We start from the raw sequence: 23,163 nt of genomic DNA, 5'->3' as shown, positions 1-23,163 counted from the left end.
AAAATGCAAACAACAGAAAAACTATTTGATCTTGTCTCTAACTATCAACCCGCAGGGGATCAGGTTAGTGCCATTTCCCAAGTGAGCCAATGGCTTGATGAGGGAGTAAGGGATATGACCATCCATGGGGTAACAGGTTCAGGGAAAACCTTTACCATGGCTAATATTATTGCTCAGGCTAATCGCCCGGCAATTATCTATAGCCCAAATAAAATCTTAGCTTACCAGCTCTACGAAGAACTTAAAGCATTTTTCCCAAACAATGCTGTACACTACTATGTTTCAACCTTCGATTTATATCGTCCTGAGTTTGTCAAAAATAGTGAGTTCCATACCAAGCAATCAGTAACTAATGAAATTCTCGAACAAATGGTGCTAGATGCGACCACTGCTCTCTCTTCAGGGCGTCGTGATACCATTATAGTTACCAGTCTGTCTTGTGTTTATGGTACTGGGGCACCAGAAATGTATCGTAAGTCAATTATTGACTTAGATCTGGAGAACCCGATTAACATTAACGAACTTGTTGTTAAACTCGAACACTCAGGTTATCGTCAAACGCAACATAAACTCGCACGTGGTCTCTATCGCCTCACTGAATCCAAGGCCTTTATTTGTTCTAATGCCTATGAAGAAACCATGCGCGTTTGGGAACTACGCTTTGATGATATGGGTTTACTCGAACGCATAGATTTTCGTACGCGTAATATAGACACAGGGGAAATCCTAGATGGGCAAAGAGGGTTAAAATCTGGGCATATTTACCCAGCAACGCGTTATGCTCAAGACTTCTATACTCCAGATGAAATTAAAATCATGGGCGAAAAAATGCTCAAAGAAGCTAAAGGGCAACGCAATGTCCTCCGTCCTGATCAATATGAACTCTTAGTTCAACGCCTCGAAGATGACATTAATGAATTACTTGTTAATGGCTACTGTAACGGGATTGAAAACTACGCTTGGTACTTTAACCGCGAAAACATGGAGCGTGAGTATACTCCCGACGACTATGAAAACATGCGCCCTTATACGCTCATGAGTTACCTTGCTAAGGATACAGTATTCTTTATTGATGAATCTCACTTAGCATTAGGGCAAATTCAAGCGGCTTCGGCAGCCGATTTTTCCCGTAAAAAGGATCTAATTTCCAACGGTATTCGTTTACCTTCGTGTGTAATTAATCGTCCGCTAAAGGGGCACGAAGTACGCGAGTACAATTTCCAAACTATTTACGTTTCGGCAACCCCAAACCAACGCGAATTAGATCTTTCGGGTCCCGAGCATGTAGCTAGACTCTTTATTCGTCCAACCTACTTACTTGATCCAGAAATCGAGGTAGTATATGTTGATGAACTTGAAGGCGTAAGCTATACCCAGCATGTTATCCAACAGATTAACCAAACGCGTGCCAATGGGGGTGCTGTACTTTTACGTTGCCCAGATAGTAAAATTGCTCGTAACTATGAGTTACTCCTTCAAGATCTGGGTTACAAGGCTAAAGTAATGCTCGCAGAAACGCCAGCTCCAGAAAGACGAGAGCTCGTAGAAAGACTGCAAGCAGCCGACCCTAATCTTGCTCCTCTTGATGTAATTATTGGGGTAAACCTCATTCGTGAAGGTTTAGATATTCCGCGCGTAGAAAAAGTATTAATTGTTTATGCCGATGTAGGTGGTTTCTTAAACGATACAACTTCTTTAATTCAGGTAATTGGACGTGCTGCTCGTAACACCAAAGGTAAGGTTGTTATCTATATGAACAACCGCAATAAAATGACCAAACAAATTGCTGAAGCAATTGAGCAAACACAAAATCGTCGCCAGTTACAAATGGATTACAACCAACGCCATAATAAAACTCCACGTACGGCAGTAGCTAACTCATATCTCAATAACATTATTGCCCGTTCTTATGATGAAGGCTTTGAGGATCTCTTTGAGGATATTGAGGATCTAGGCTTTGTTAGTGAAGAAATTGCAAGTGTAGATGCCGAACAACAAATGGTTAATGCCCGTCGCGTGGCTTTAAACCAAGCTAGTAAAAAAGCAGCCCACGAAGCTCTAGCTCAAGTTGAAGCCCAAGAAATCGAGCAAGGTCTCCGTCCCCAACCTGAAGAGCATACTCCTAAAAAACGTGGTATTCCTCTGCCTGGCTCCCCAGAGTATGAGCAAATGCGCAAAGAGGCACAAGAAGTTGGTACTGACCTTAGTGAAACTAAATTTAATATTTTCACCGCCCGTCGTCGGCGCAAATAATAAGGAATTTTATGTCTACTAATGATTGGCGTTCGACGCTAGCTAATTTAGGCAAGAAAAATAAAGTTTCGGCAAAAATAGCTCTTGATGACGAGCTCAAAGCCAAACTCAAAGGACTAGTGCAAGACCAGGCTCCCGAGCCTGAGTCTGCACCTGCCAAAAAACAACAAAAATTCTTTGCTCCAGGAACAAAAAAAGCCACTCCAAGTGGCGAGAATAAAACCTCGAGCCAGAAAAAAGGTAAAGGGCAAGCTCTGGGTAATGACCTCTCAGCTCTTGCTCAACTCCGTGCGAATTTAGCCCAAAGTGAAAAAGAAAACTCGGCACCAATTCGCCAAGCAGGTTTTGGGGGCTATAAGCTTGGGAGCAAGAAAAAAGCGACCGAGCCGAGCTCAACTGCTCCTAGCTCAGCGGAGGAGAAGTCTCCGCGCCCTGCAACCCCAAAAGAAAAAGCAGCTAACTCAGCTCCAGTAGCAACCGTAGGGGCAATTAAGCAGGCTGTATCCCAAGCTAACCCGCGCAAGATTACTGATAACCCTATAGCTCATAAGCTCCAAGCTCTGGTAACCAAGAGCCCTGAAAGCTCAACTTATGTGGGCATGTCGGCACCTAAAAACGCCTCTCAAGCTCAGGCTACGCGCGTTGCTGATCCGCAATTTGCCGAAAGCAACGAAGAAGAAAGTGCCGTTTTACGTCAACTCGATGCCCTAGCTGCGAAAAAGCGTAAGGTGCAAGCTCATAAAGAGCAGCAGCAAGAGTTGGAGCAAGAGCTAGAGCAAGAGCAAGAACTAGAGACAGCAAGCACAAAACAAAACGTAAAAACCAAAAACTCAGTCTCTAGAGCACCTAACTTTAAGGTAAATCTACAAGCTAATAAAATTTGTTTAGAGCTCTTAGCTAAAAGTAATCTTACTCTTAGTCAAGAAGAGTACATTTTACGTCAACTGCGCCTTGCGGGACAAAAACAACAAGAGCAGTTACAACCTCAGCATATAACTGCTTTTCTGCAAGCTCTGGGCGTTAGTCAACTGCAAGACTTTTTCCCAACCTGGCTAGGACAAGAAGAGAAAAACGCTAAAGTTAGCCAAGCCATTACTAGCTTAAATGCGAGCCAAGGACAAAAGCAACTACTCGAAAAACTGGTGCAGCTGACTTTAGAAGGCTTTAAAAGCTACTTCCAACGCCAAGCAAGTGTGCCTAATGTTATTTCCTATACTCCTGACTTACCTGTGTCAAATCAAATTGATTTGATTCGTAAACTCTTACGTCACAACCAGGTTATTGTGGTGGCAGGGGATACAGGTTCAGGGAAAACTACGCAAATTCCTAAACTCTGTTTAGAGTTAGGTTTTAGTAAGCATGGTTATATTGGTCATACGCAACCACGTCGTATTGCCGCATCATCAGTAGCTAAGCGTATTGCCGATGAACTCGAAACGCAACTGGGCGATTTAGTAGGCTATAAAGTAAGATTCAATGAGCAGGTTTCGCCTAATACCCATATTAAGCTCATGACCGATGGTATCTTACTGGCAGAAATGCAAAATGATCCTCTCCTTAAACAATACTCTTGTTTAATTATTGACGAGGCACATGAACGTTCACTAAACAATGACTTTATCTTAGGTTATTTAAAACTTATTCTTGCTCGCCGTCCTGACTTAAAAGTAATTATTACCTCGGCAACTATTGATGTACATCGTTTTTCGCGTCACTTTAATAATTGCCCAATAGTGGAAGTGGCAGGACGCACTTACCCAGTAGAAGTAAGATATCGTCCTCTTACTTTGGATGAGTTTGTTTCTGACTCAAGTGCTTTTGCTGAAGAAGATTCAAGCTATTCAGCTCAAAGTCGTACTTATAGCTTTGGTGAGGTGGAAAATAGTTTTGCTTCTGCTTTTAAAGAAGCGAGTTCTTCTACAAAAGTAAATGAAGAGACAAGTACTAATGCAAATGCCTCTGGAACCACTAATGCAAGTGGAGCAGAAATTGCAAACTCAAGTACTGCCGTAACTAGCCAGGAAAGAGCAGAAGAAACTGCTCACGCCAGTGCAACTCCTGAAGCAACTCCTGCAAGTTCAGCTCTCGGACAACCTGCTAACTTGCCTCCGCGTGGCACTAGCATAGGTAGATCTCGTCGTCACAGCAACCTAGCGGCCGATGAGACTTTTGGTTTAAGTACGGTAAACCCTTATGCCAGCGACAATGACTCTCACTCGGCATTTTCGCGTCGTATTTACAGTGACAAGTCACCAAAACCAGAAGAACTAGCAGCTAAACAAAGTCAAGAAGCGAGCTTAAGGTCAAGCCAAGCTGAAGCAGAAGAAAAATTAAAGCAAGCTTCTTCGCAACCAAATCTTGCAGAGCAAGAATTTTCTGCATCTCAAGAGCAAGCGAGTGGTTTTGCTTATCCGCAATACCAAGCTCGCCATGGTTTTGGTACTAGCGACAAGGACGCTAAAGCCTTTAAAGCTTACCGTAAATATGCCGATGATGAAGATTCTTCACTCGAACTAAGCCAAGGGGTAATTGCAGCCTCTGAAGAGCTTTTACAAGAAGGGCATGGGGATATTCTCGTCTTCCTTTCTGGTGAACGCGAAATCCGTGATGTGGCAAATGAACTGAGCCAACACTTTACACATGTTAATCGCCGTTACCCAGGCTTAAAAGTATTACCTTTATATAGTCGCCTCTCTTCGACAGAGCAACAGTTAATCTTTAAACCAGACGGTAATTTACGCATTATTCTTGCCACTAACATTGCTGAAACTTCTCTAACTGTACCTGGAATTAAATATGTAATCGACGCAGGTACGGCAAGAATTTCACGATACAACTATAAAACGCAAGTACAAGGTTTACCAATTGAAGCTATTTCTCAAGCTTCGGCAAACCAACGTAAAGGACGTTGTGGACGTACAAGCCCAGGTATTTGTATTCGTCTCTATAGTGAAGCAGACTTTTACTCGCGTCCTGAGTTTACCGATCCTGAAATTAAACGTACTAATCTTTCGGCAGTAATTCTTAAAATGTTGAGCTTAAATCTTCCGCATATCGAAGATTTTCCGTTTTTAGATGCTCCAGAACGCTCGTTTATTCGTAGTGGTCTGCGTCTGCTTGAACAACTGCAAGCAATTTATGTTACTCCAAATGGTTATGCGATTAACAAACTGGGCAAACAACTTGCCGAGTTACCTGTAGACCCACGTTTAGGACGTATGATCCTTGAAGCTTCACATCTTGGTTCACTCAATGAAATGTTAATCCTTGCTGCGGGGATGACTGTGGTTGATGTCCGCGAAAGACCGCAAGGCAAAACTGAGCATGCTCAACAACTCCATGCTGAGTACAAGGATAAAAACTCGGATTACATGACTTTACTAAATCTCTGGCATTTCCTTTTTGCGGAGAAAATGTCAAATACGCAATTTAGAAAGTTCTGTAAACGTCGTTACATTAACTACTTACGTGTACGCGAATGGCAAGATCTCTATAGTCAGCTTAAGCTCGTAGCTTTACAGCTCAAGCTCAAAATGAATCAACTCCCAGCCAATTATCCTGAAATTCACCGGGCTATGCTTCCTGGTCTGCTCGACCATATAGCCCAAATTGACTCAGCTGATAAGATGCAATATCGTGGTGCGCGTGGCAAGGCGTTTAGATTTTTTAATACCTCGGTGTTATATAAACAACGCAAGTCTTGGGTAATGGTAAGCGAAATGCTCCACCTCAACCAAACCTATGCGATGTTAGGGGCAAGTATTGAGCCAAGTTGGGTTGAACCTTATGCCCGTCACTTACTCAAATATGCTTATCAACAACCGCATTGGTCAAAACGTCGTGGTGAAGTTTGTGCTTATATGAGTGCAAATCTCTTTGGGTTAACTATTGTTGATAAGCGTCTGGTGAGTTACGGCAAAATTGATCCTGAAACTAGCCGCCAAATTTTTATTCGTCAAGCTCTAGTTGAACAAAACTGGGATCAAGATTTTGAGTTTTATCTGCACAATAACACCCTTTTAGCTCAGGCACTAAAAGTTGAAGAGCAACAGCGCAAACGTGGCTTAATTATTTCCGAAGAAGATCTTTACGCTTGGTATGCCGCTCGTATTCCTGCTCATGTCAATAATAATGTGAGCTTTACACGTTGGTGGGAAAAACAAAGCAAAAAAGATCCGCACTATCTCGATATAGATTTAGAGCAAATTCTTAATCCAGAACAAGCTTTAACTAGATTCCCTGAGTATATTCAGGATCAAAACTGGAAACTAAAACTTAATTACCTCTTTGAGCCAGAGTCGCCATGGGATGGAGTTAACGTCCTTATCCCTATTCAGTTTTTACAAGGCTTGGATTATCGCCTCTATCAATGGCACATCGCCAACTACCGTGAAGAACTGGTAGAAACTTTAATTCGTAATTTGCCAAAAAACTTACGTAAGCAATTAATTCCTGCTCCAGATTACGCTCGTGTTTTCTGTGAACGCATTGATCATGTGCTACAAGAAAAAGGTAAAGTGCTGAGTTTTTACCAGGTTCTTGCTCAAACCTTCAAGCAAATTAACGGGAGTTATATCGAGGCAAGTATTTGGCAAGAAGCTGCCAATAACCTTCCTGCTCACTTACAAGTGCACTTTACCGTTCTTGACTTAGAAGGACAAGTAATGGCACAAAGTAATGATCTAGCCCAATTACAACAAGATCTGCAACACACGTCGCAAGAACTTGTAAATAGTAAAAGCAAGCAAGATCTCTCACGAGCTAAGGTTTATACTGATTTTGAGTTTACCAACTTTGGGCAAATGCAACAACTCAAAAAAGGTGGCGTACTTCTAGATAGCTATCCAGCTTTAGTTCCTGTACTTAGCCTCGAGCCCGAAAAACAAAAAGCTCTGGCACGACAAATGCAAGCGGTGCAAGAAGAACTGGGTAATAGCGATCTAGTGCAAAATCATATAGCTGCTGGAGTTATTATCCAAAACCTAGCTACAGCCAGTGAGCAAGCCCGAGTAATGCACGCAGGTTTACGTGATCTACTTTTACTCAATAGCCAAAACCCAATTAAATTCTTACAAGAAAAACTGCCAAACAAAGCTAAATTAGCTATGTACTTTAGCGGTAATGTAAGTAAAATTATTGCCGAATGTATTCGTAGTGCAGCCGATCACATTATGCGCACTTATGAAGCTCAAGCCCAAGAGCTCTCGCGCAAACAAGGCAATAAGAGTGAGCCATTTATTTGGGATAAAAGCTATTATCTCTTTATGCTGGATAAAATGCGTAGTGAGATAAATGCCGATACTTATAAAGTTGCCCAGCTGGTAGAACAAATTCTGGTTCTTGCCAATAGCATTAATAAAGAACTGAAAAAACCAAAAGATCTTGAAGTAATGCTTGGTGCTAATGACATTAAACAACAATTAGCGACCTTAACGCGTCCAGACTTTGTGGCTGAACACTCTCTTGAGCAACTGAGCCAGGTACCTAGATACCTCGAGGCAATTCTATATCGCCTCGAACGTATGGGACAAAATCCTGCCCTCGACCAAAAACGTCAAGAGGAAGTTAATCACTGGGAGCAAGTTTATCAGCAACTAGCCCAAAACTGGCCTGTATATCGCGATCCTCAAGCTCTTACCGATCTCTTTTTTATGATCCAAGAGTTTAGGGTGAGTCTTTTTGCTCAAACCATAGGTTCGCGTATTCCAGTTTCGAGCAAACGTATCGAACAATACGTTGAGCAACTTAAAGAAAATGTAATTTAGTTTTAGCGTATAATAAAGAGAGAGCATGCCTTTGCTCTCTCTTTATTTTCATTTTTTTTAAAGGACGTGATTATGACAAAACATGTAGCAATCGTCTTAACTAGTAGATTTGAAACAGTTGAAGCTTTAGCCCCTGTAGATATACTACGTCGTGCTGGACTTCATGTTACGACTATCTCTCTTGATGAACACCACTTAGTTAACTCAGCTCAACATGTACCTGTTACTGCGGATAAACTTTACGCAGAAACTGATATGACTAATTTTGATGCGCTAGTACTTCCAGGTGGTGCTCTTGATGCACAAAAATACTTAGATCTTGAAAAAGATGTAGCCTTCTATGCGCATCATGCTGAAAAACTTTTAGCTGCCATTTGTATGGCACCAACGGTTGTGGCACGAATGGGCCTGTTACAAGGCAAAACTGTAACTTGTTATCCAACCTTAGCTAGTGTTCTTGAAGAGCATGGAGCTAAATATACTAATGAAAAAGTAGTTTACCTTGAAGAAGAAAAAATCTTAACCAGCCAAGCTCCTGGTAGTGCTTATGACTTTGGTTTTAAAATTGTTGAAATTCTTTTAGGTAAAGAAAAAGCACAAGAAATTGCGGAGCAAATGTTTTATACCTTAGCTTAATTCCTGTAGTTATAGTTGAGAAGCTTTGGTCTTAGCTTAGCTCATCTAGCTTTAGTTGAGGAGCTTTGTGCTTAAATTACCCCCTGCGTAGGTTTACGCAGGGGGTAATTATTTGTCTTTGTTTTTTTCGTTTTTTGTCATTTCTTGGTTTTTTCTTTTGTCACTTTCTAGTTTTTCTTTTGTAACTTTCTTAGATTTCCTTTTGTTACTTTCTTGTTTCTTCATTTGTCACATTTGCGTCACTTTTGTTCCTCGCTTATCAATTTTTGTTCTCTTTTTAATCATCTTTTTGCCCTCATCTTATCAACTCTTTTTCCCTAGTTTTGCTAATTTATTTTCTTTATTCTGCCTTTTTCTTTCCCCTTTTAGGTACGCTATTTTTTTGCCTTGACTATACCTGACTAAACATTCTATGAATTAACAAAATTATTCATTTTTTAGAAATTATTAAAAAGCAACATCTATTGCCTATTTTAGGGAAAATTAAGAATCTTTTTAGTAAATTTAGAAAAATTTGTTGCAAAAAGAGCTATATTTAGGAATTAAAATAAAGTATAATCTGTATTATGTGAGCCTTGTTTTTTTGAGGTATCATTTGTCTCAATTTTTTTGAGACCTAAAATTGGCAGCTATTAGAATTTTAATCTTTTTTAGGCATGGCTTGGGCAAGGCAGCCTAAAAAGAATACAACTTAATTTGGCGATTATAAGTTGAGTAACCTAGCATGGCAGCAGAGTTACTTTTTCTTTCTAAGAAAAAATAATTTGGCAAGACAAGCTTTATTTGGCAAGATCTAAACTTTTTCTTGGTTAATTATTAGTAATATCCTTGAAAAAAAGTCTTTCTTATCCCCTCTTTCCTCTCTTCTTATTTTTCCCCTTATTTTGTTTAATTGATTAAAGATTTAATAGTAAAGTTTATCTTTATTTAATATAAGTTAGCTTACAAATATAGAATGAATAAGATCTATAAACTTAAATTTAATAGAAATACTCTCTCTTTAGATGCTGTATCTGAAATTGCTACTAATAGCATTGCAGGTTCGGCAAATGACGGGATCGAGTCGTCTACCTCAGCTAAACAGTTTAGCTTTAATCGCTTAAACCGTTGGCTAGGTGGAGTGTTACTACCTGTGACCCTGGCAGGGGTGGGAACAGCTTATGCTAATTCCTTATCAGGTGCGACCGTAATTAACGGTAAAGTGGAAATTGTTACTAAAGACTTAGTAACTACTATTACTAACAGTAATGGAGCAATTATCGAGTGGGATAAATTTAACATTAACACTAATGAGTTAGTTAAATTCATCCAAGAAAGCTCAAACTCTGCAGTACTTAACCGAGTGCTGGGCGGAAGCGTGTCTCAAATTCTTGGTACCTTAGAGTCAAACGGTAAAGTATTTATCGTGAACCCTGCAGGTATTGTATTTGGGGCAAACTCAGTTGTTAACGTACAATCTTTAGTTGCTTCTACGCTTGATATTAGCAACGAAGATTTTGTTAATGGCAACTATGTATTCAATCAAGAAAAAGACAAGGCTTTAGCAAGCATCCTTAACCAAGGGGTGATTAAAGTAAACGATAACGGTACTCTAGCTTTAGTGGGTGGTCAAGTAGTAAACACTGGTGTCCTTGAAGCTAAAAATGGTACAGTTTACTTACTTGCAGGTCAGTCAATTACCATTCAAGATTTAGATAATCCATTAATTTCTTATAAAGTTACTGCCGACAACAAAGCAGTGAACCTTGGGGAAATTGTATCTAAACGTGCTTACTTATTAGCAAATAAAGTAGCAAATGGTTACACTTCAGCAGAACAGTTTGCTGATGTAATTTCTGCTTCTGATTCAGCTCGTAAAGCATCAATTACCGCTAACGGTGAAGTTTTACTTTACGGTGCTTCTGAGTCAGACTTAGTACAACAAACTAATTTCACTGATGCTCAATTAGCTGCTAACATTAGCAATCAATCTGGCTTAGTGGTAATTAATGGTACGATCAATGCTTCTAATGCAACTAGCACTGGAGGCACAGTTAACGTACTTGGTGATGTAGTATATGTGGCAGACCAAGGCGTAATTAACGCTTCAGGTAAACAAGGTGGACAAGTTTATCTTGGTGGTGACTTAAAAGGTCAAGGTGAGAAAAAATTATCTGACAAAACTACAATTGACGCTGGAGCAGTAATTAATGTTTCAGGTACCGAAGGTGATGCAGGCCAAGTTATTGCTTGGGGTAACCATGGTTACTACGGTGGTACTTTCTTAGCTACATCGGTTTATGGTGATGGTGGTTTTGTGGAAACTTCAGGGCAGGTTTTAAATCTTGCTGAGCAAGTATTTGTAGATACAAGATCAGAGCATGGAACTGTAGGTACTTGGTTACTAGACCCTAACTCAGTACTGGTGATTAATACTTCGCCTAACTGGACGCTAATTAATAGGAACTTATCTACTGATTACTGTTCTTCTGACGTAACAACGCCAACAAGTGCAACTATTAGAGATACCGATAGTCAGGCTGCTCACCCAGGTAATACCTATACTATTGTTTACGATTCTTATATTAGAAATTACTTACTAACAACCAACGTAAGTATCTATGCTTCTAATGAAGTAAGATTCTGGTTTACCAATATTACTTCAACTAATACGTCAACAACACTTAACGTTTACGCACCGCGTAACGTTATTCAGAATGCAATTATTAATATCTCAGGAAACTTAAATATTTCTTGTGGTACTTATTTATTCGTTTATAACTCAACCGTTTCAGCAAATAACATTACCTATCATCTAAACTCAAGCAATAGCGCTGCAACAGTTTCGATTGGTCTTTCAAATGTTAGAGCTAATAACAGTTTAAGCATTACTACCACTGGTGATATTTTTATCGCAAGTAACTCAAATGTTAGTGCGGCAAATAGCATTAGTTTAAACAGTACAAGTACTAATGGTACAGTATTCTTTGTTAATGCTACGGTTAACCAAGCCTCAAGTCTTTCAGCTCGTGGGGCTAAACTAAACATTACTAACTTTAATTTTACAAATATTACAGGTAATAGTACCTTTGTTACTACCACTAATGCTGCGAGTATAGTTAATAACTCAACCTTTAACAATGTTTCAAATATTAACTTTGCCATTGCAGGTGGTAACTTAACGATTAACCAAGCTAACTTTACTGGTAATACGGCAAATGTGGGTACTTTCACCTTAAGAAATACCGCAACTTCGACCAGTACTCCTTTAAATGTTAGCTTAAATAATACTAACCTTAGCTACTACAACATTAGTGCTTCGCAAGCAGCAGCAAGTACATATAACCTAACCGTAAATAATGTTACCTTTGCTAATGCAACTGATGTGAACCTCAGCATTAATGCGAGTCAAGGTTACTTTAGTGCAACTAACTTCAATGTAAGTGCTTCAGGTAACTATACAACTGCTTTCTTAGGTAATAACTACACAGATGCAAATATTGCAGCAGGCAATATTAGCATAGTAAGTAACCGCAGTTACAATACGAGCTTAAATAATGTAACTTTCAATGCAACTAATAACTTTACTGCTTTTGGTAATACAAGTTCATTATCTAGTTATGTTGCTAGCTTTACTAATGTAACTGTTAAAGCAGGTAACCAAGCAAATCTTACTTGGGTTAACTCTGGGGTTAAAATTGAGAATGTTAATATTAGCTCAACTAATGAAGCTGTAGCTTGTTTTACTCTTTTACCAGGTAACGACATTTGCACTACGAGTGCGACACGCGTAGATGGCTTTAATGTAAGCTCAGCAAATAAAAGCGTTAATGTGTCATTTATTGCCGTAGGTACAGATAGCACAATTACTAACCTAAGCATTAATAATACAAACCTTACCGCTAAAACTGACGTTAACCTTTGCACTACCCGTACCGATAGCTCTACAGGTAGCCGAGTTAACTTCCTCGTTAACAACAGTAGCTTTACTGCAGGTAGTAACCTGAGCGTGTACAACACAGACAATGGTTCACTTTTCTTTATCAACACAAATGCTACAGGGGAAAGAATCCTTACTCATACGCAAGATTCGTCGAATATTACTTTAAACAACTCTAAGTTTGTTTCGACTTTAGCGGCAGGTAGTGATACAGCTTCTCCAGCAGTAGTATTTAATACAAGTGGTACACTGAATGTAATTAACTCAAGTGTTGTTGCTAATGCCAATATTCAACTTGGTGGTGATAACTCAGTTACGGCTGTTAATGTAGTTAATGGCTCGAACATTGCTTCAACTGGGGCTAATGTAACTCTAACTACAGGTTCTAACGGTTTCAACACTATTAACCTCAGCGACTCTACGTTATATGCACAAAATAATGTAACCCTTTACCAAAACTCAGGGGAATTAAGCATTTCTGGTTCGAATTTAACTTCGACACAACAAAACGTAGTTATTAATTCTAATTCTGGTAACCTAAGCTTCAATAGCTCAAATGTATCAGCAGCACAAGCAGTTACTATTAACTCAGGTGCATCTACTGGTGGTCTGCTCAATGTAGCTAACTCTAACATTGCTTCAGGTACAGGTGACGTTAATCTATTAATTTCTAACACTAGTACTTTAAATGTATCTAACTCAAATATTACCTCTTCAGGAGCTAATATTAATGTAGGTGCAACTTACTTAAATGTTCAAGAAAGTAACATTACCGCAAACAAAGACCTTAACCTAGGTAATGCTAATACTACTAACACAAGTATTAATGCATCTAACCTAACAGCTACTAATGGTAATGTAAGTGTTGGCGTACAAAATAATCTAACCATTAGTAACTCTAACTTTACTTCTGGCTTAGACTTAAACTTAACTTCAGCTAAAGGTGATGTAACTATTAGTCAAGGCAGCAGTAGCTTTACTGTAGGTCGTGACCTGAACATTACCGCAGTAAATGTATCTCTAGCAAACCAAACTCTATATGCTCAAGGTAATGCGGCTGTTGTGGCTACACAAAATGTAAGCCTCGATAATGCTACTTTAAATAGTAGTCTAAATACTAGCATTCAAGCGAATACCATTAACCTAACTAACGATGCTTTAGTAAATGGTACTGACACAAGCTTAAATGCAACAAATATTAATGTTTACTCAGAGAGCCGTGTTGGTGGTACTAATGTTAGTATCAACGCTGTAAATGTTACTTTAGATCAAGCTAACATCTCTGGTAAAACTAATGCTAACGTTAATGGTTCGAACGTAGCTGTAACTAACTCAACTAAGTTAATTGGTAATAACGTTAATCTCAGCGGTAACAATGTAACAATTAACAGCAATGCTAATGTTACAGGTATTACAAGCACTAACGTAAACGGTACTAATGTTACAGTTGACAATGTTACTGTAGGTACTGTATCGAAAAACACTACAGTTAACGGTACTAATGTAACAGTTAAAGGCTCACAAGCTAAGGTTACAGGTGATAATGCTACAGTTAACGGTGCTAACGTTGTAATTAACCAAGGTGCTACAGTTGCAGGTACAGTTAACACTACGGTAAACGGTACTAACTTAACTATTAACAGTGCGAACATAGGTTCAAGTACAGCTAGAGGTACAACTAACATTACTTCATCTAACAACATTAGCTTAGAAAATGGTACGCAAGTAGCTGGTGGTAGTGTTTTAGTTAACTCTTCAGCGAGTTCAGTAACTGCTACTAACAGTAACTTAACTGCTACAGGTAATGTAAGCTTAGAAGCGAAAGACCTTGTAAATCTAGCAAATGCTAATGTAGCAGGTGGAAGTGTTATCGCTCGTGCTACTACAATTAATGTTACTAACGGTACCTTAAACGCAAGCACAGGGGAAATCTCTTTAGGTAACGCAAGCACTGCAAACGTAAACCTAAATGGCACTAACCTTACAACTTCAGGTTCAAGTGCAGATGTTAATGTACGTGGTAATAGCAATGTTAATGTAAGCAATACAACAATTAACTCAGCACGTGATGTTAACCTATCTTCTCCATCTGGTACAGTAAACATTACAAACAGCTCTAAGGTACAAGCAGTACGCTCAATTAACATTACTGCAACTAATGTTAACCTCAGCAATGCCTCTACCTTTAACGCTTCAACCTCAATTGGTGTTGATGCTTCAGCTAATGTAACTACAGATAATGTTTCTTTAGTGGGTAATGGTTCAATCCAAGTTAAAGCTGCAGGTAATGCAACCTTAAACTCAACTAACATTACTTCGGCACAAAACTCTACTTTAGTTCAAGGTGCTAATGTAAGTCTTGAAAACACTACTGTAGCTTCATCTACAGGTGATGCACAAGTTGTAGCAAGCACTGGCACAGCTAATGTTGCTAACTCAACTATTAGTGCATCTCAAGGTACAGCTCTAGTTTGTGCAACTAATGGAGCAGCTAATGTAGCTAACTCAAGCGTTACAGGTAACAATGCAACAGTTGTAGGTACGACCGTAACTACTAATAACGGTACTAAGATAGTTGCAGTAAATGTAGCTAATGTAACCGCAACTACGGGTGACCTTAATACTACTGGTACTAATATCACTGCAACAGGGACTTCTGGTAAAGTAGTACTTAATGCTCCGCAAGGTAGTTACACTCCAGACAACACTAATATCTCAGCTAACTCAATTGAAGTTAACTTAGGTAATGATCTTAACTTAATTAACACTAGCCTTGTAGCTAACGATACTCTATCTTTAAGTGCAGGTAATGTTAATGTAAGCAATAGTACAGTTGAAGCTACTTGTGGTACTTTAACGGTTAACGCTAATGAAAGCCTCAATGTAAGCAATGCAGCTAAACTTGTAGGTAATAGCACAGTATTAACTGGTAAGAATGTAAACGTAAATAACGCATGCATTACTGCTACTGGAGAAAATATTACTATTTGTGCTACGGCGGTTAACCTAACAAATGCTACAGCTACAGCTGCTAACCATACTTTTGTGCGTGGTAGCACTATTGATATTACTAACGGTACATTAGAAGCTACTAAAGGTGATGTATCTGTAGGTAATGAGACAACACAAACTGTTGATATTGCTGGTGCAACCTTAACCGCTAAAGCTGGTAATGTAAGCGCAACAGGTACAGATTTTGTAAATCTAAGTGGAGCTAAATTACAAGCTGGTTTAGATGTTAACTTAAGTGCACCAAATGGCACAGTTAATATCTCTAATGCAAGTAATATCCGTGCTGATCGTTCTATTAACGTAACTGCACAAAACGTAGGCTTATCTGGTGCATCGGTATTAAATGCAGCTACAACTATTGGTGTAATTGTTAACCAAACCGCAAATACAGATAATGCTACTTTAGTAGCAAAAGAATCAGTTGAAGTTAAAGTAAACGGTACCTTAACGGCAACAGCATTAAATATTACCTCTTTAGCAAACCACGCTTATGTTAAGGCGAATGACCTTAACCTTATTAATTCAAGCGTAAATGCTACAGGTACTAATGCTAATGTAACGCTTGAAGCTACAAATAACTTAAGCCTCAGCAATGGTAGCCAAGTTTATGCTACAGGTAATGCAAGCTTAACGGGTGGTAATATTAGCTCGAATGGAGCTCAAGTATTAGCTGGTAACCATGCTAACCTTAATGCAACTACTAACCTAAGCTTAGCTAATGCAACGGTAACGGCAACTAATGGTAATGTAGGCTTAACTGCAGGACAAAACGTTGAATTAACTAATGCTACAGTAGTAGCTAATAGTTCTGATGCAGAAGTTAATATCACTGCAACTGCAGGTAACTTTAATGCAACTAACTCTAACGTAACAGCTGCTGACGGTAGTATTAACATTACTGTAGGTAATGATGTTAATGACCAAAGTTCAAACATTGTTTCTAAAGAAACTTTAGAAATTAAAGCGAACAACATTAACTTAAATAACTCAAAAGTCCAAGTTACAGGTACTGACTCTAACGTTCGCTTAAATGCAACGCAAAACCTAAGCGTAACAAATAGAAGTGAAATCTGTGCTACAGGTAATGCTAGCCTAAGTGCAGCTAATGTTTCATTAGTAGAAGCTCGCTTAACTGCAGAGAAAAACGTAAATGTTACAGCTACAAATAACTTAACCTTCTCTATTACGCCGATTTCAGCAAATACAGGTAACATTACCCTCAACGCTGGTAATGATATTGTAGGTATTTACCAAGAGAACTACCCACAAGTATTAGTTGAAAGCAGACAAGGTAATGTAACTATTACTGCTAAAGGTAATGTTTCTTTACCTAACGCAGGTATTCTTGCAGGTAACAATGCAACTGTAACTGCTGGTAACAATGTAGACTTAAATGCATCAGGGGTATCAGCGCAACAAAACGTTAATGTAACTGCAACTAATGGTTCAATTTCTGCTGCAGGTGGTAACTATAACGCTACTAACGGTAATGTAGCAATGACTTCTAATGGTTCAGTATCATTTGATAACTCAAATGCTTACGCAATTAACGGAACCATTAACTTCACTACTACAGCTGATGACGCTAACTTTACTACTAATGGCTCGAACATTAATGCAACTTCTATTGGTATTAAAGCGGCAAATAACATTGCCTTCAATAACACCAATATTAGCTCTAATGAGAGTCTAAAAGTAAATGCAAATAACATTAGCGTAGAAGCTTCGAACCTCACGACTTCTAACGAAGGTAGTGCAATTACCCTAGCTGCAACTAATAACCTCAGCGTAGCTAATGGTACTCTAAGTACTAAAGCAAACGTTGACTTTACTGCAGGCAACGACCTTAGCGTTTACAATAATAGTATTACTACTGAAAAAGGTGCAGTATCTATTCAAGGTGGTCAAGTTGAGTTAAATTCTGCAGAAATTATCTCTAATGGCTCGGTAGTAGTATGCTCAACAGCAAACAATGTAACTATTACTGAATCACCTATTACTTCGAACCAAGGTGATGTGACCATTAACGCAGCTGACTCTGTAACAGGGGTAGTAACTGACGATGTAGGTTCAGTAATTAATGCGAAAAATGTAACAGTAACCGCACAAACTGGTTCGGTTAACTTACCTAATGCTAATGTTACGGCAACTAATACGGCTGTTATTAACGCACAAACAGGGGTTAACCTAGAGTCAACAAGCTTAAAAGCAGAAAATAACGTAACTGTATCTACAGCTACAGGTGATATCCAAGTATCTTGCGGTACTTATAACTCAACAACTAAATACGTTAACTTTAATGCTTCGCAAGGTAGCGTAATTGCGAATAACGCAACTATTAGTGCGGCTCAAGCGGGTGTAAACATTAACGTTGCAGCAGACGTTAACTTTACTAACTCTGCAGTGCATTCTAAAGAATCACTAGTAGTAAACGCTAAAGACATTGTTGTTGAATCAAGCAACTTAACTACAAGTGATACTAACAGTCAAATTCAGTTAAATGCAACTAATAACCTAACCGTAGCTAATGGTACTCTAAGTACTAAAGCAGGGGTTAACTTTACTGCAACTAACAACCTAACCGTTAATAACAATAGTATTACTACAGAAGCAGGTTGTGTAACCATTACTGGTGGTGATGTTGTATTAAATCAGGCTGCAATTGTTGCAGATAAATCAGTTACTGTTTGTTCAACGGCAAATAATATAACCTTCACTAAATCACCGATTACTTCAAATCAAGGTGATGTGACCATCAATGCTGCTAACTCAGTAACTGGGGTAGTAACTGAAGGTCAAGGTTCAATCATTAAAGCCCAAAACCTAACTGTTACGGCACAAAAAGGTTCGGTTAACTTACCTAATGCTAACGTTACCGCAGCTAATACTGCAGTAATTACGGCGCAAACTGGGGTTAACTTAGAATCAACAAGCTTACAAGCAGCAAATAACGTAACTGTAACTACAGCTAAAGGTGATATCCAAGTATCTTGCGGTACTTATAACTCAACATCTAAATACGTTAACTTTAATGCTTCTAGTGGTAGCGTAATTGCGAATAACGCAACTATTAGTGCAGCTAAAGCGGGTATAAACATTAACGTAAGTAATGACGTTAACTTTACTAACTCTGCAGTGCATTCACAAAACTCACTAGTAGTAAACGCTAAAGACATTGTTGTTGAATCAAGCAACTTAACTACAAGTAATACTTCTAGTCAGATTCAGTTAAATGCATCTAATAACTTAACTGTAGCTAACGGTACTCTAAGTACTAAAGCAGGGGTTAACTTTACTGCAACTAACAACCTGACCGTTAATAACAATAGTATTACTACAGAAGCAGGTTGTGTAACCATTACTGGTGGTGATGTTGTATTAAATCAAGCTGCAATTGTTGCAGAAAAATCAGTTACTGTTTGCTCAACGGCAAATAATATAACCTTTACTAAATCACCGATTACTTCAAATCAAGGTGATGTAATCATTAATTCTGCTGACTCTATTACTGGGGTAGTAACAGAAGGTCAAGGTTCAATTATTAATGCCCAAAACGTAACTGTAACGGCACAAAAAGGTTCAATTAGCTTACCTAATGCTGATATTAATGCTTCTAATACCGCATTAATTACGGCAAAAACAGGTATTGACCTTGAATACACAAGCTTAAAAGCTAAAAATAACGTAACTGTAACTACTGCTGCAGGTGATATCCAAGTATCTTGCGGTACTTATAACTCAACAACTAGTTACGTTAACTTTAATGCTTCTCAAGGAAGCTTAATTGCGAATAACGCAACTATTAGTGCTGATAAGGCTGGTATTAACATTAACGTAGGTGAAAATGTTAACTTTACTAACTCATCGGTACACTCGAAAGATTCATTAGTAGTAAATGCAACTGACATTACTGTAGAATCTTCGAACTTAACTACAAGCGATACTTCAAGTTCGATCCAGTTAAATGCAACTAATAATTTAACTGTGGCTAACGGTACTTTAAATACTACCGCGAACGTTGACTTTATTGCGAATAACACATTAAGTGTACTTAACAACTCAATTACGAGCCAAGAAGGTGCTGTAAATATTACGAGCTTCAATGGTAGCGTAACCTTAAATGCGGCAAGTGTTGATGCGAAAAATAACGTAGATATTTACGGTGATACAGGTATTACTTTCACAGGTTCACCAATTAATAGCTCATGCGGTTCTGTAACTATCTTCTCTGAGAGCAACATCGACGGGGAAATTATTAGTGGTAAGGGTTCAGTAATTAACGCTTACAACAATATTTCAGTTATTGCATATGCAGGTGAGGTAACCTTCCCGAATGCAACCTTAACTGCACAACATGGTAATGTAAGCGTGTATGCGTTTGGTGGGGAAGCAGAATTAACGCAAGCAAGCTTAATTGCTAATGGTACCGTTGATGTAGTAGCTAGCCTTTACATTAATGCAACTAATGGTACTTACCAATCGAACACAGCTAATGTAAGCTTCTATACCTTTGGAGGGGCAGTAAGTCTACAAAATGCTAATGTAACGGCAAACCAAGGAGCACTGAGCCTAACTACACCTGCATTCTATGCAGATAACACTAATATATCGACTAAAGATGACATTAATATAGGTGCATCTTATGTAAGTATTACTAATGGTTCGAACTTTACTTCGACTTCAGGTAATATCACGGTAACTGCAACTTCAGCAAGTGGACGTGCAAGTACTGATGAAGTAGATGTATTAATTGTTGACAATACTACCTTAAACGCAAAAGGTGGAGATGTTACTCTACAAGCTACAACTAAAGATAACGGTTATGCTGGTAACGTTAATGTAAGTAATGTATCTACCCTTAATGGTAACAACAATCTAACTATTAGTGCTGATAATGGTTCAGTAAATGTTGACCACACTACGGCTTCAGGTACTAACCTAACTATTTGTGCAACTAATAATGTAACTATTGATAATGTTACAGCTGATATCAAAGGTAACACTACAGTTAGAGCGTCTAACCTAAGCATTAGTAACACTAGCGTAACTTCGACTGATACTATTTCTTTAGGTAACCTAAGTACGCTAAATACAACAATTAGCGACTCTAACTTTAGCTCTGGTACAGGTGACTTAAGTGTTACAGGTGATGTAAACTTAACTTCAACTAACTCAAGTTACCACGCAGGTCGTGACCTTAACCTTGCTGCTCCAAATGGTAGCGTAGCGGTAAGCAACGGTAGCTTGACTGCAGTAAGATCTATTAACATTACCGCTCCAACTAACTTAAGTTTTGCGGATAATGTAAATGTAACTGCACCTAATATTAGTTTAACTACGACTAACTTTAGTGTGACTAATGGCACTACTTTAAATGCAAGTTCAAACTTAAGCGTAAGTGCTAAGGAAATAGATGCAACTAACCTCAGCATTAATACGCCTAATGTAACTTTAAGTGCAAATAACATTAGCCTCACAGGTGGTGCGATTAACGGTACAGATGTAGTTAATGTAACTGCAACTAACAACCTCAGCACCAATGGTACTAGCCTAGTATCAGAAAAAGGTAATACTACTCTTGCAGGTAACAATGTATCTGTAGACGGTGGTACTATCGGTGGTACTAATGTAAGCATTACCGCAAATGAAACTATAAGTGTAGCTAATAGCCCAATAAGCGCAACAGCAGGCAAAGATGCTCAAGTTGTAATTAAAGGTAACGCTACAAGTGTAGAAAATGTTACTATTACCGCACCTACAGGTACTAATGCTTCAGTAAGCATTACTGCTAACCAAGGTGATGTAAGTGTAAGCAACTCAAGTTCAACTGGAGCAGCTCACTTAAATGTAACAGGTAGCAATGTAAGCTTAACTAACTCATCATTCACTGGTGATGACTCAGGCGAAGCGGTAATTAACGCAACTAAGGGTGATCTAGTTCTTAATGCTACAAGTGTAACTAACTACACGCCAACAACAATTAGTGCAGATAACGGCAACATTAGTATTGTTAACGGCTCTAAAGTAGAAACAGACGGTGATCTAGAAATCCACTCAGGTGACCGCGTAACTATTGCAGACTCAACAGTTAACTCTACTTCAGAAACAGGCAACATTAGTGTATCTAGTCCAAATGCAACCACTATCACTAATGCAACTATTAGTGCAAATGGTAGCGTGAATGTATCTACTACTCAAGGTGATACAGTTATTACTAACTCAGCTCTCGTAGCTAACAAAGGCAACCTCAGCGTTTCTGGTAATGACGTAACCTTCAATGGTAGTCAAGCTAAGGGTACTAATGTAACAATTACAGCTAAAGATGACGTTAATGTAGGTAACATTGCAATTACAGCTACCGCTGAAAATAATGCTCAAGTTGTAATTTCAGGTAAAACTGCAACTGTGAACAATGCAAGCATTGCGGTTCCAGAATCAACTAATGCGAATATCAGCGTAGTTGCAAGCGAAGGTAACCTAAGTGTAAGCAACACAACTGCAACTGGTTCTTCGAACCTAAATCTAACTGGTACTAATGTTACTTTAACTAACTCATCATTCACAGGTGACAACACAGGTACTGCAGTAATCAATGCAACTGAAGGTGATACAACCTTAGATGGTACAAGTGTAACTAACTATTCGCCAACATACATTAATGCTGACAAGGGCAACATTAGTATTGTTAATGGCTCAAATGTTACAACTGACTCTGACCTAGTACTTAACTCAGGTAACCGTGTAACTATTGAAGACTCAGTAGTTAACTCAACTGGTAAAGCAAGTGGTAGTGACGGTAACCTAACTATTTCAAGTCCAAATGGTACAACCATTATTAACTCAACTACAGTTGGTAATGGTACAGTGAACATTAATACAACTAATGGTACAACTACTATTAACAACTCTACGGTAACCTAAAATACAAGCAATGTAACTATTGCAGGTGACCAAGGTGTTAATATTGGTAATGGTACTAATGTAACCTCAGCTGATGGCTCTAACATAAGCATTACTTCAGCAAATGGTTCAATTAGTGTAACTGGCTCAAATGTAACAGCAGTTAACGCTACAGTTAACATTACGGCTGCAGAAAACACTACTATTGAGAACTCGAACATTACAGGTAGCAAAGGCGTTACTATTAATGCAACTAATGGTACAGCGACAGTTAATGCTACTAATGTAAGTGTTGACAATGGTTCAGCTACTATTACAGGTAACCAAGGTGTTTACATTGGTAATGGTACTAATGTTACAGCTTCAGAGAACGTAACTGTTACTACACCAAACGGTTCAATTTCAGTTATCGGTTCTAACGTAACAGCGAACAATGGTTCAGTTAACATTACTGCTAAAGAGAACACTACTATCGAAAATAGTAATATCTCTGGTAAACAAGTAGTTAATGTAGATGCAAAAAACGGCACTACAACTATTAACGCAACTAACGTTACAAGTGAAAACGGATCTGTAAATGTAACTGGTAACCAAGGTGTTTACATGGGTAATGGTACTAATGTAAAAGCTGAAGACAACGTAACTGTAACAACTCAAAATGGTTCTGTATCTGTAATC

At 38.6% G+C, this 23,163-nt stretch carries 5 protein-coding genes; 4 read left to right on the top strand and 1 reads right to left on the bottom strand.

The genetic code is table 11. From position 1 onward, the window contains the following. Positions 1–3 precede the first annotated feature (3 nt). The 4 genes from CJP74_RS00655 (at position 4) to CJP74_RS00640 (ending at position 22,506) form a co-directional block, all read left to right on the top strand. Positions 4–2,253 carry a DEAD/DEAH box helicase family protein gene (locus CJP74_RS00655; protein WP_119496350.1) on the top strand — a complete coding sequence of 750 codons (2,250 nt, stop codon included), beginning with the start codon at positions 4–6 and terminating at the stop codon, positions 2,251–2,253. Positions 2,254–2,264: 11 nt separating this feature from the next. Further along, on the top strand, positions 2,265–8,018 hold the full coding sequence (hrpA, locus tag CJP74_RS00650) for an ATP-dependent RNA helicase HrpA (RefSeq protein ID WP_119496349.1): 5,754 nt from the start codon (positions 2,265–2,267) through the stop codon (positions 8,016–8,018). Between the two features lie 72 nt (positions 8,019–8,090). Then, positions 8,091–8,654: a DJ-1 family glyoxalase III gene (locus CJP74_RS00645; protein WP_119496348.1), complete on the top strand. Its 564-nt coding sequence runs from the start codon at positions 8,091–8,093 to the stop codon at positions 8,652–8,654. Positions 8,655–9,609: 955 nt separating this feature from the next. Further along, complete coding sequence (locus CJP74_RS00640) at positions 9,610–22,506, top strand: beta strand repeat-containing protein (protein WP_119496347.1); 12,897 nt, start codon at positions 9,610–9,612, stop codon at positions 22,504–22,506. Here the strand turns inward: CJP74_RS00640 and CJP74_RS00635 are convergent. Continuing rightward, positions 22,503–22,784 (bottom strand): hypothetical protein, encoded by a 282-nt coding sequence (locus CJP74_RS00635; RefSeq protein WP_119496346.1) that lies wholly within the window; start codon positions 22,782–22,784, stop codon positions 22,503–22,505. The two genes, CJP74_RS00640 and CJP74_RS00635, sit on opposite strands and share 4 nt — an antisense overlap. Between the last annotated feature and the right edge of the window lie 379 nt (positions 22,785–23,163).

This window comes from Psittacicella melopsittaci (assembly GCF_003585925.1).
In the GTDB taxonomy this organism is placed as follows: domain Bacteria; phylum Pseudomonadota; class Gammaproteobacteria; order Enterobacterales; family Psittacicellaceae; genus Psittacicella; species Psittacicella melopsittaci.
The sequence above is the reverse complement of the archived record's forward strand: the minus strand, read 5'-3'. Positions and strand labels throughout refer to the sequence as shown.

Excerpts from the sequence above, each read along its gene's own strand:
- CJP74_RS00655 (WP_119496350.1), top strand. The coding sequence starts at position 4 with ATGCAAACAACAGAAAAACTATTTGATCTTGTCTCTAACTATCAACCC.
- hrpA (WP_119496349.1), top strand. The coding sequence starts at position 2,265 with ATGTCTACTAATGATTGGCGTTCGACGCTAGCTAATTTAGGCAAGAAA.
- CJP74_RS00645 (WP_119496348.1), top strand. The coding sequence starts at position 8,091 with ATGACAAAACATGTAGCAATCGTCTTAACTAGTAGATTTGAAACAGTT.
- CJP74_RS00640 (WP_119496347.1), top strand. The coding sequence starts at position 9,610 with ATGAATAAGATCTATAAACTTAAATTTAATAGAAATACTCTCTCTTTA.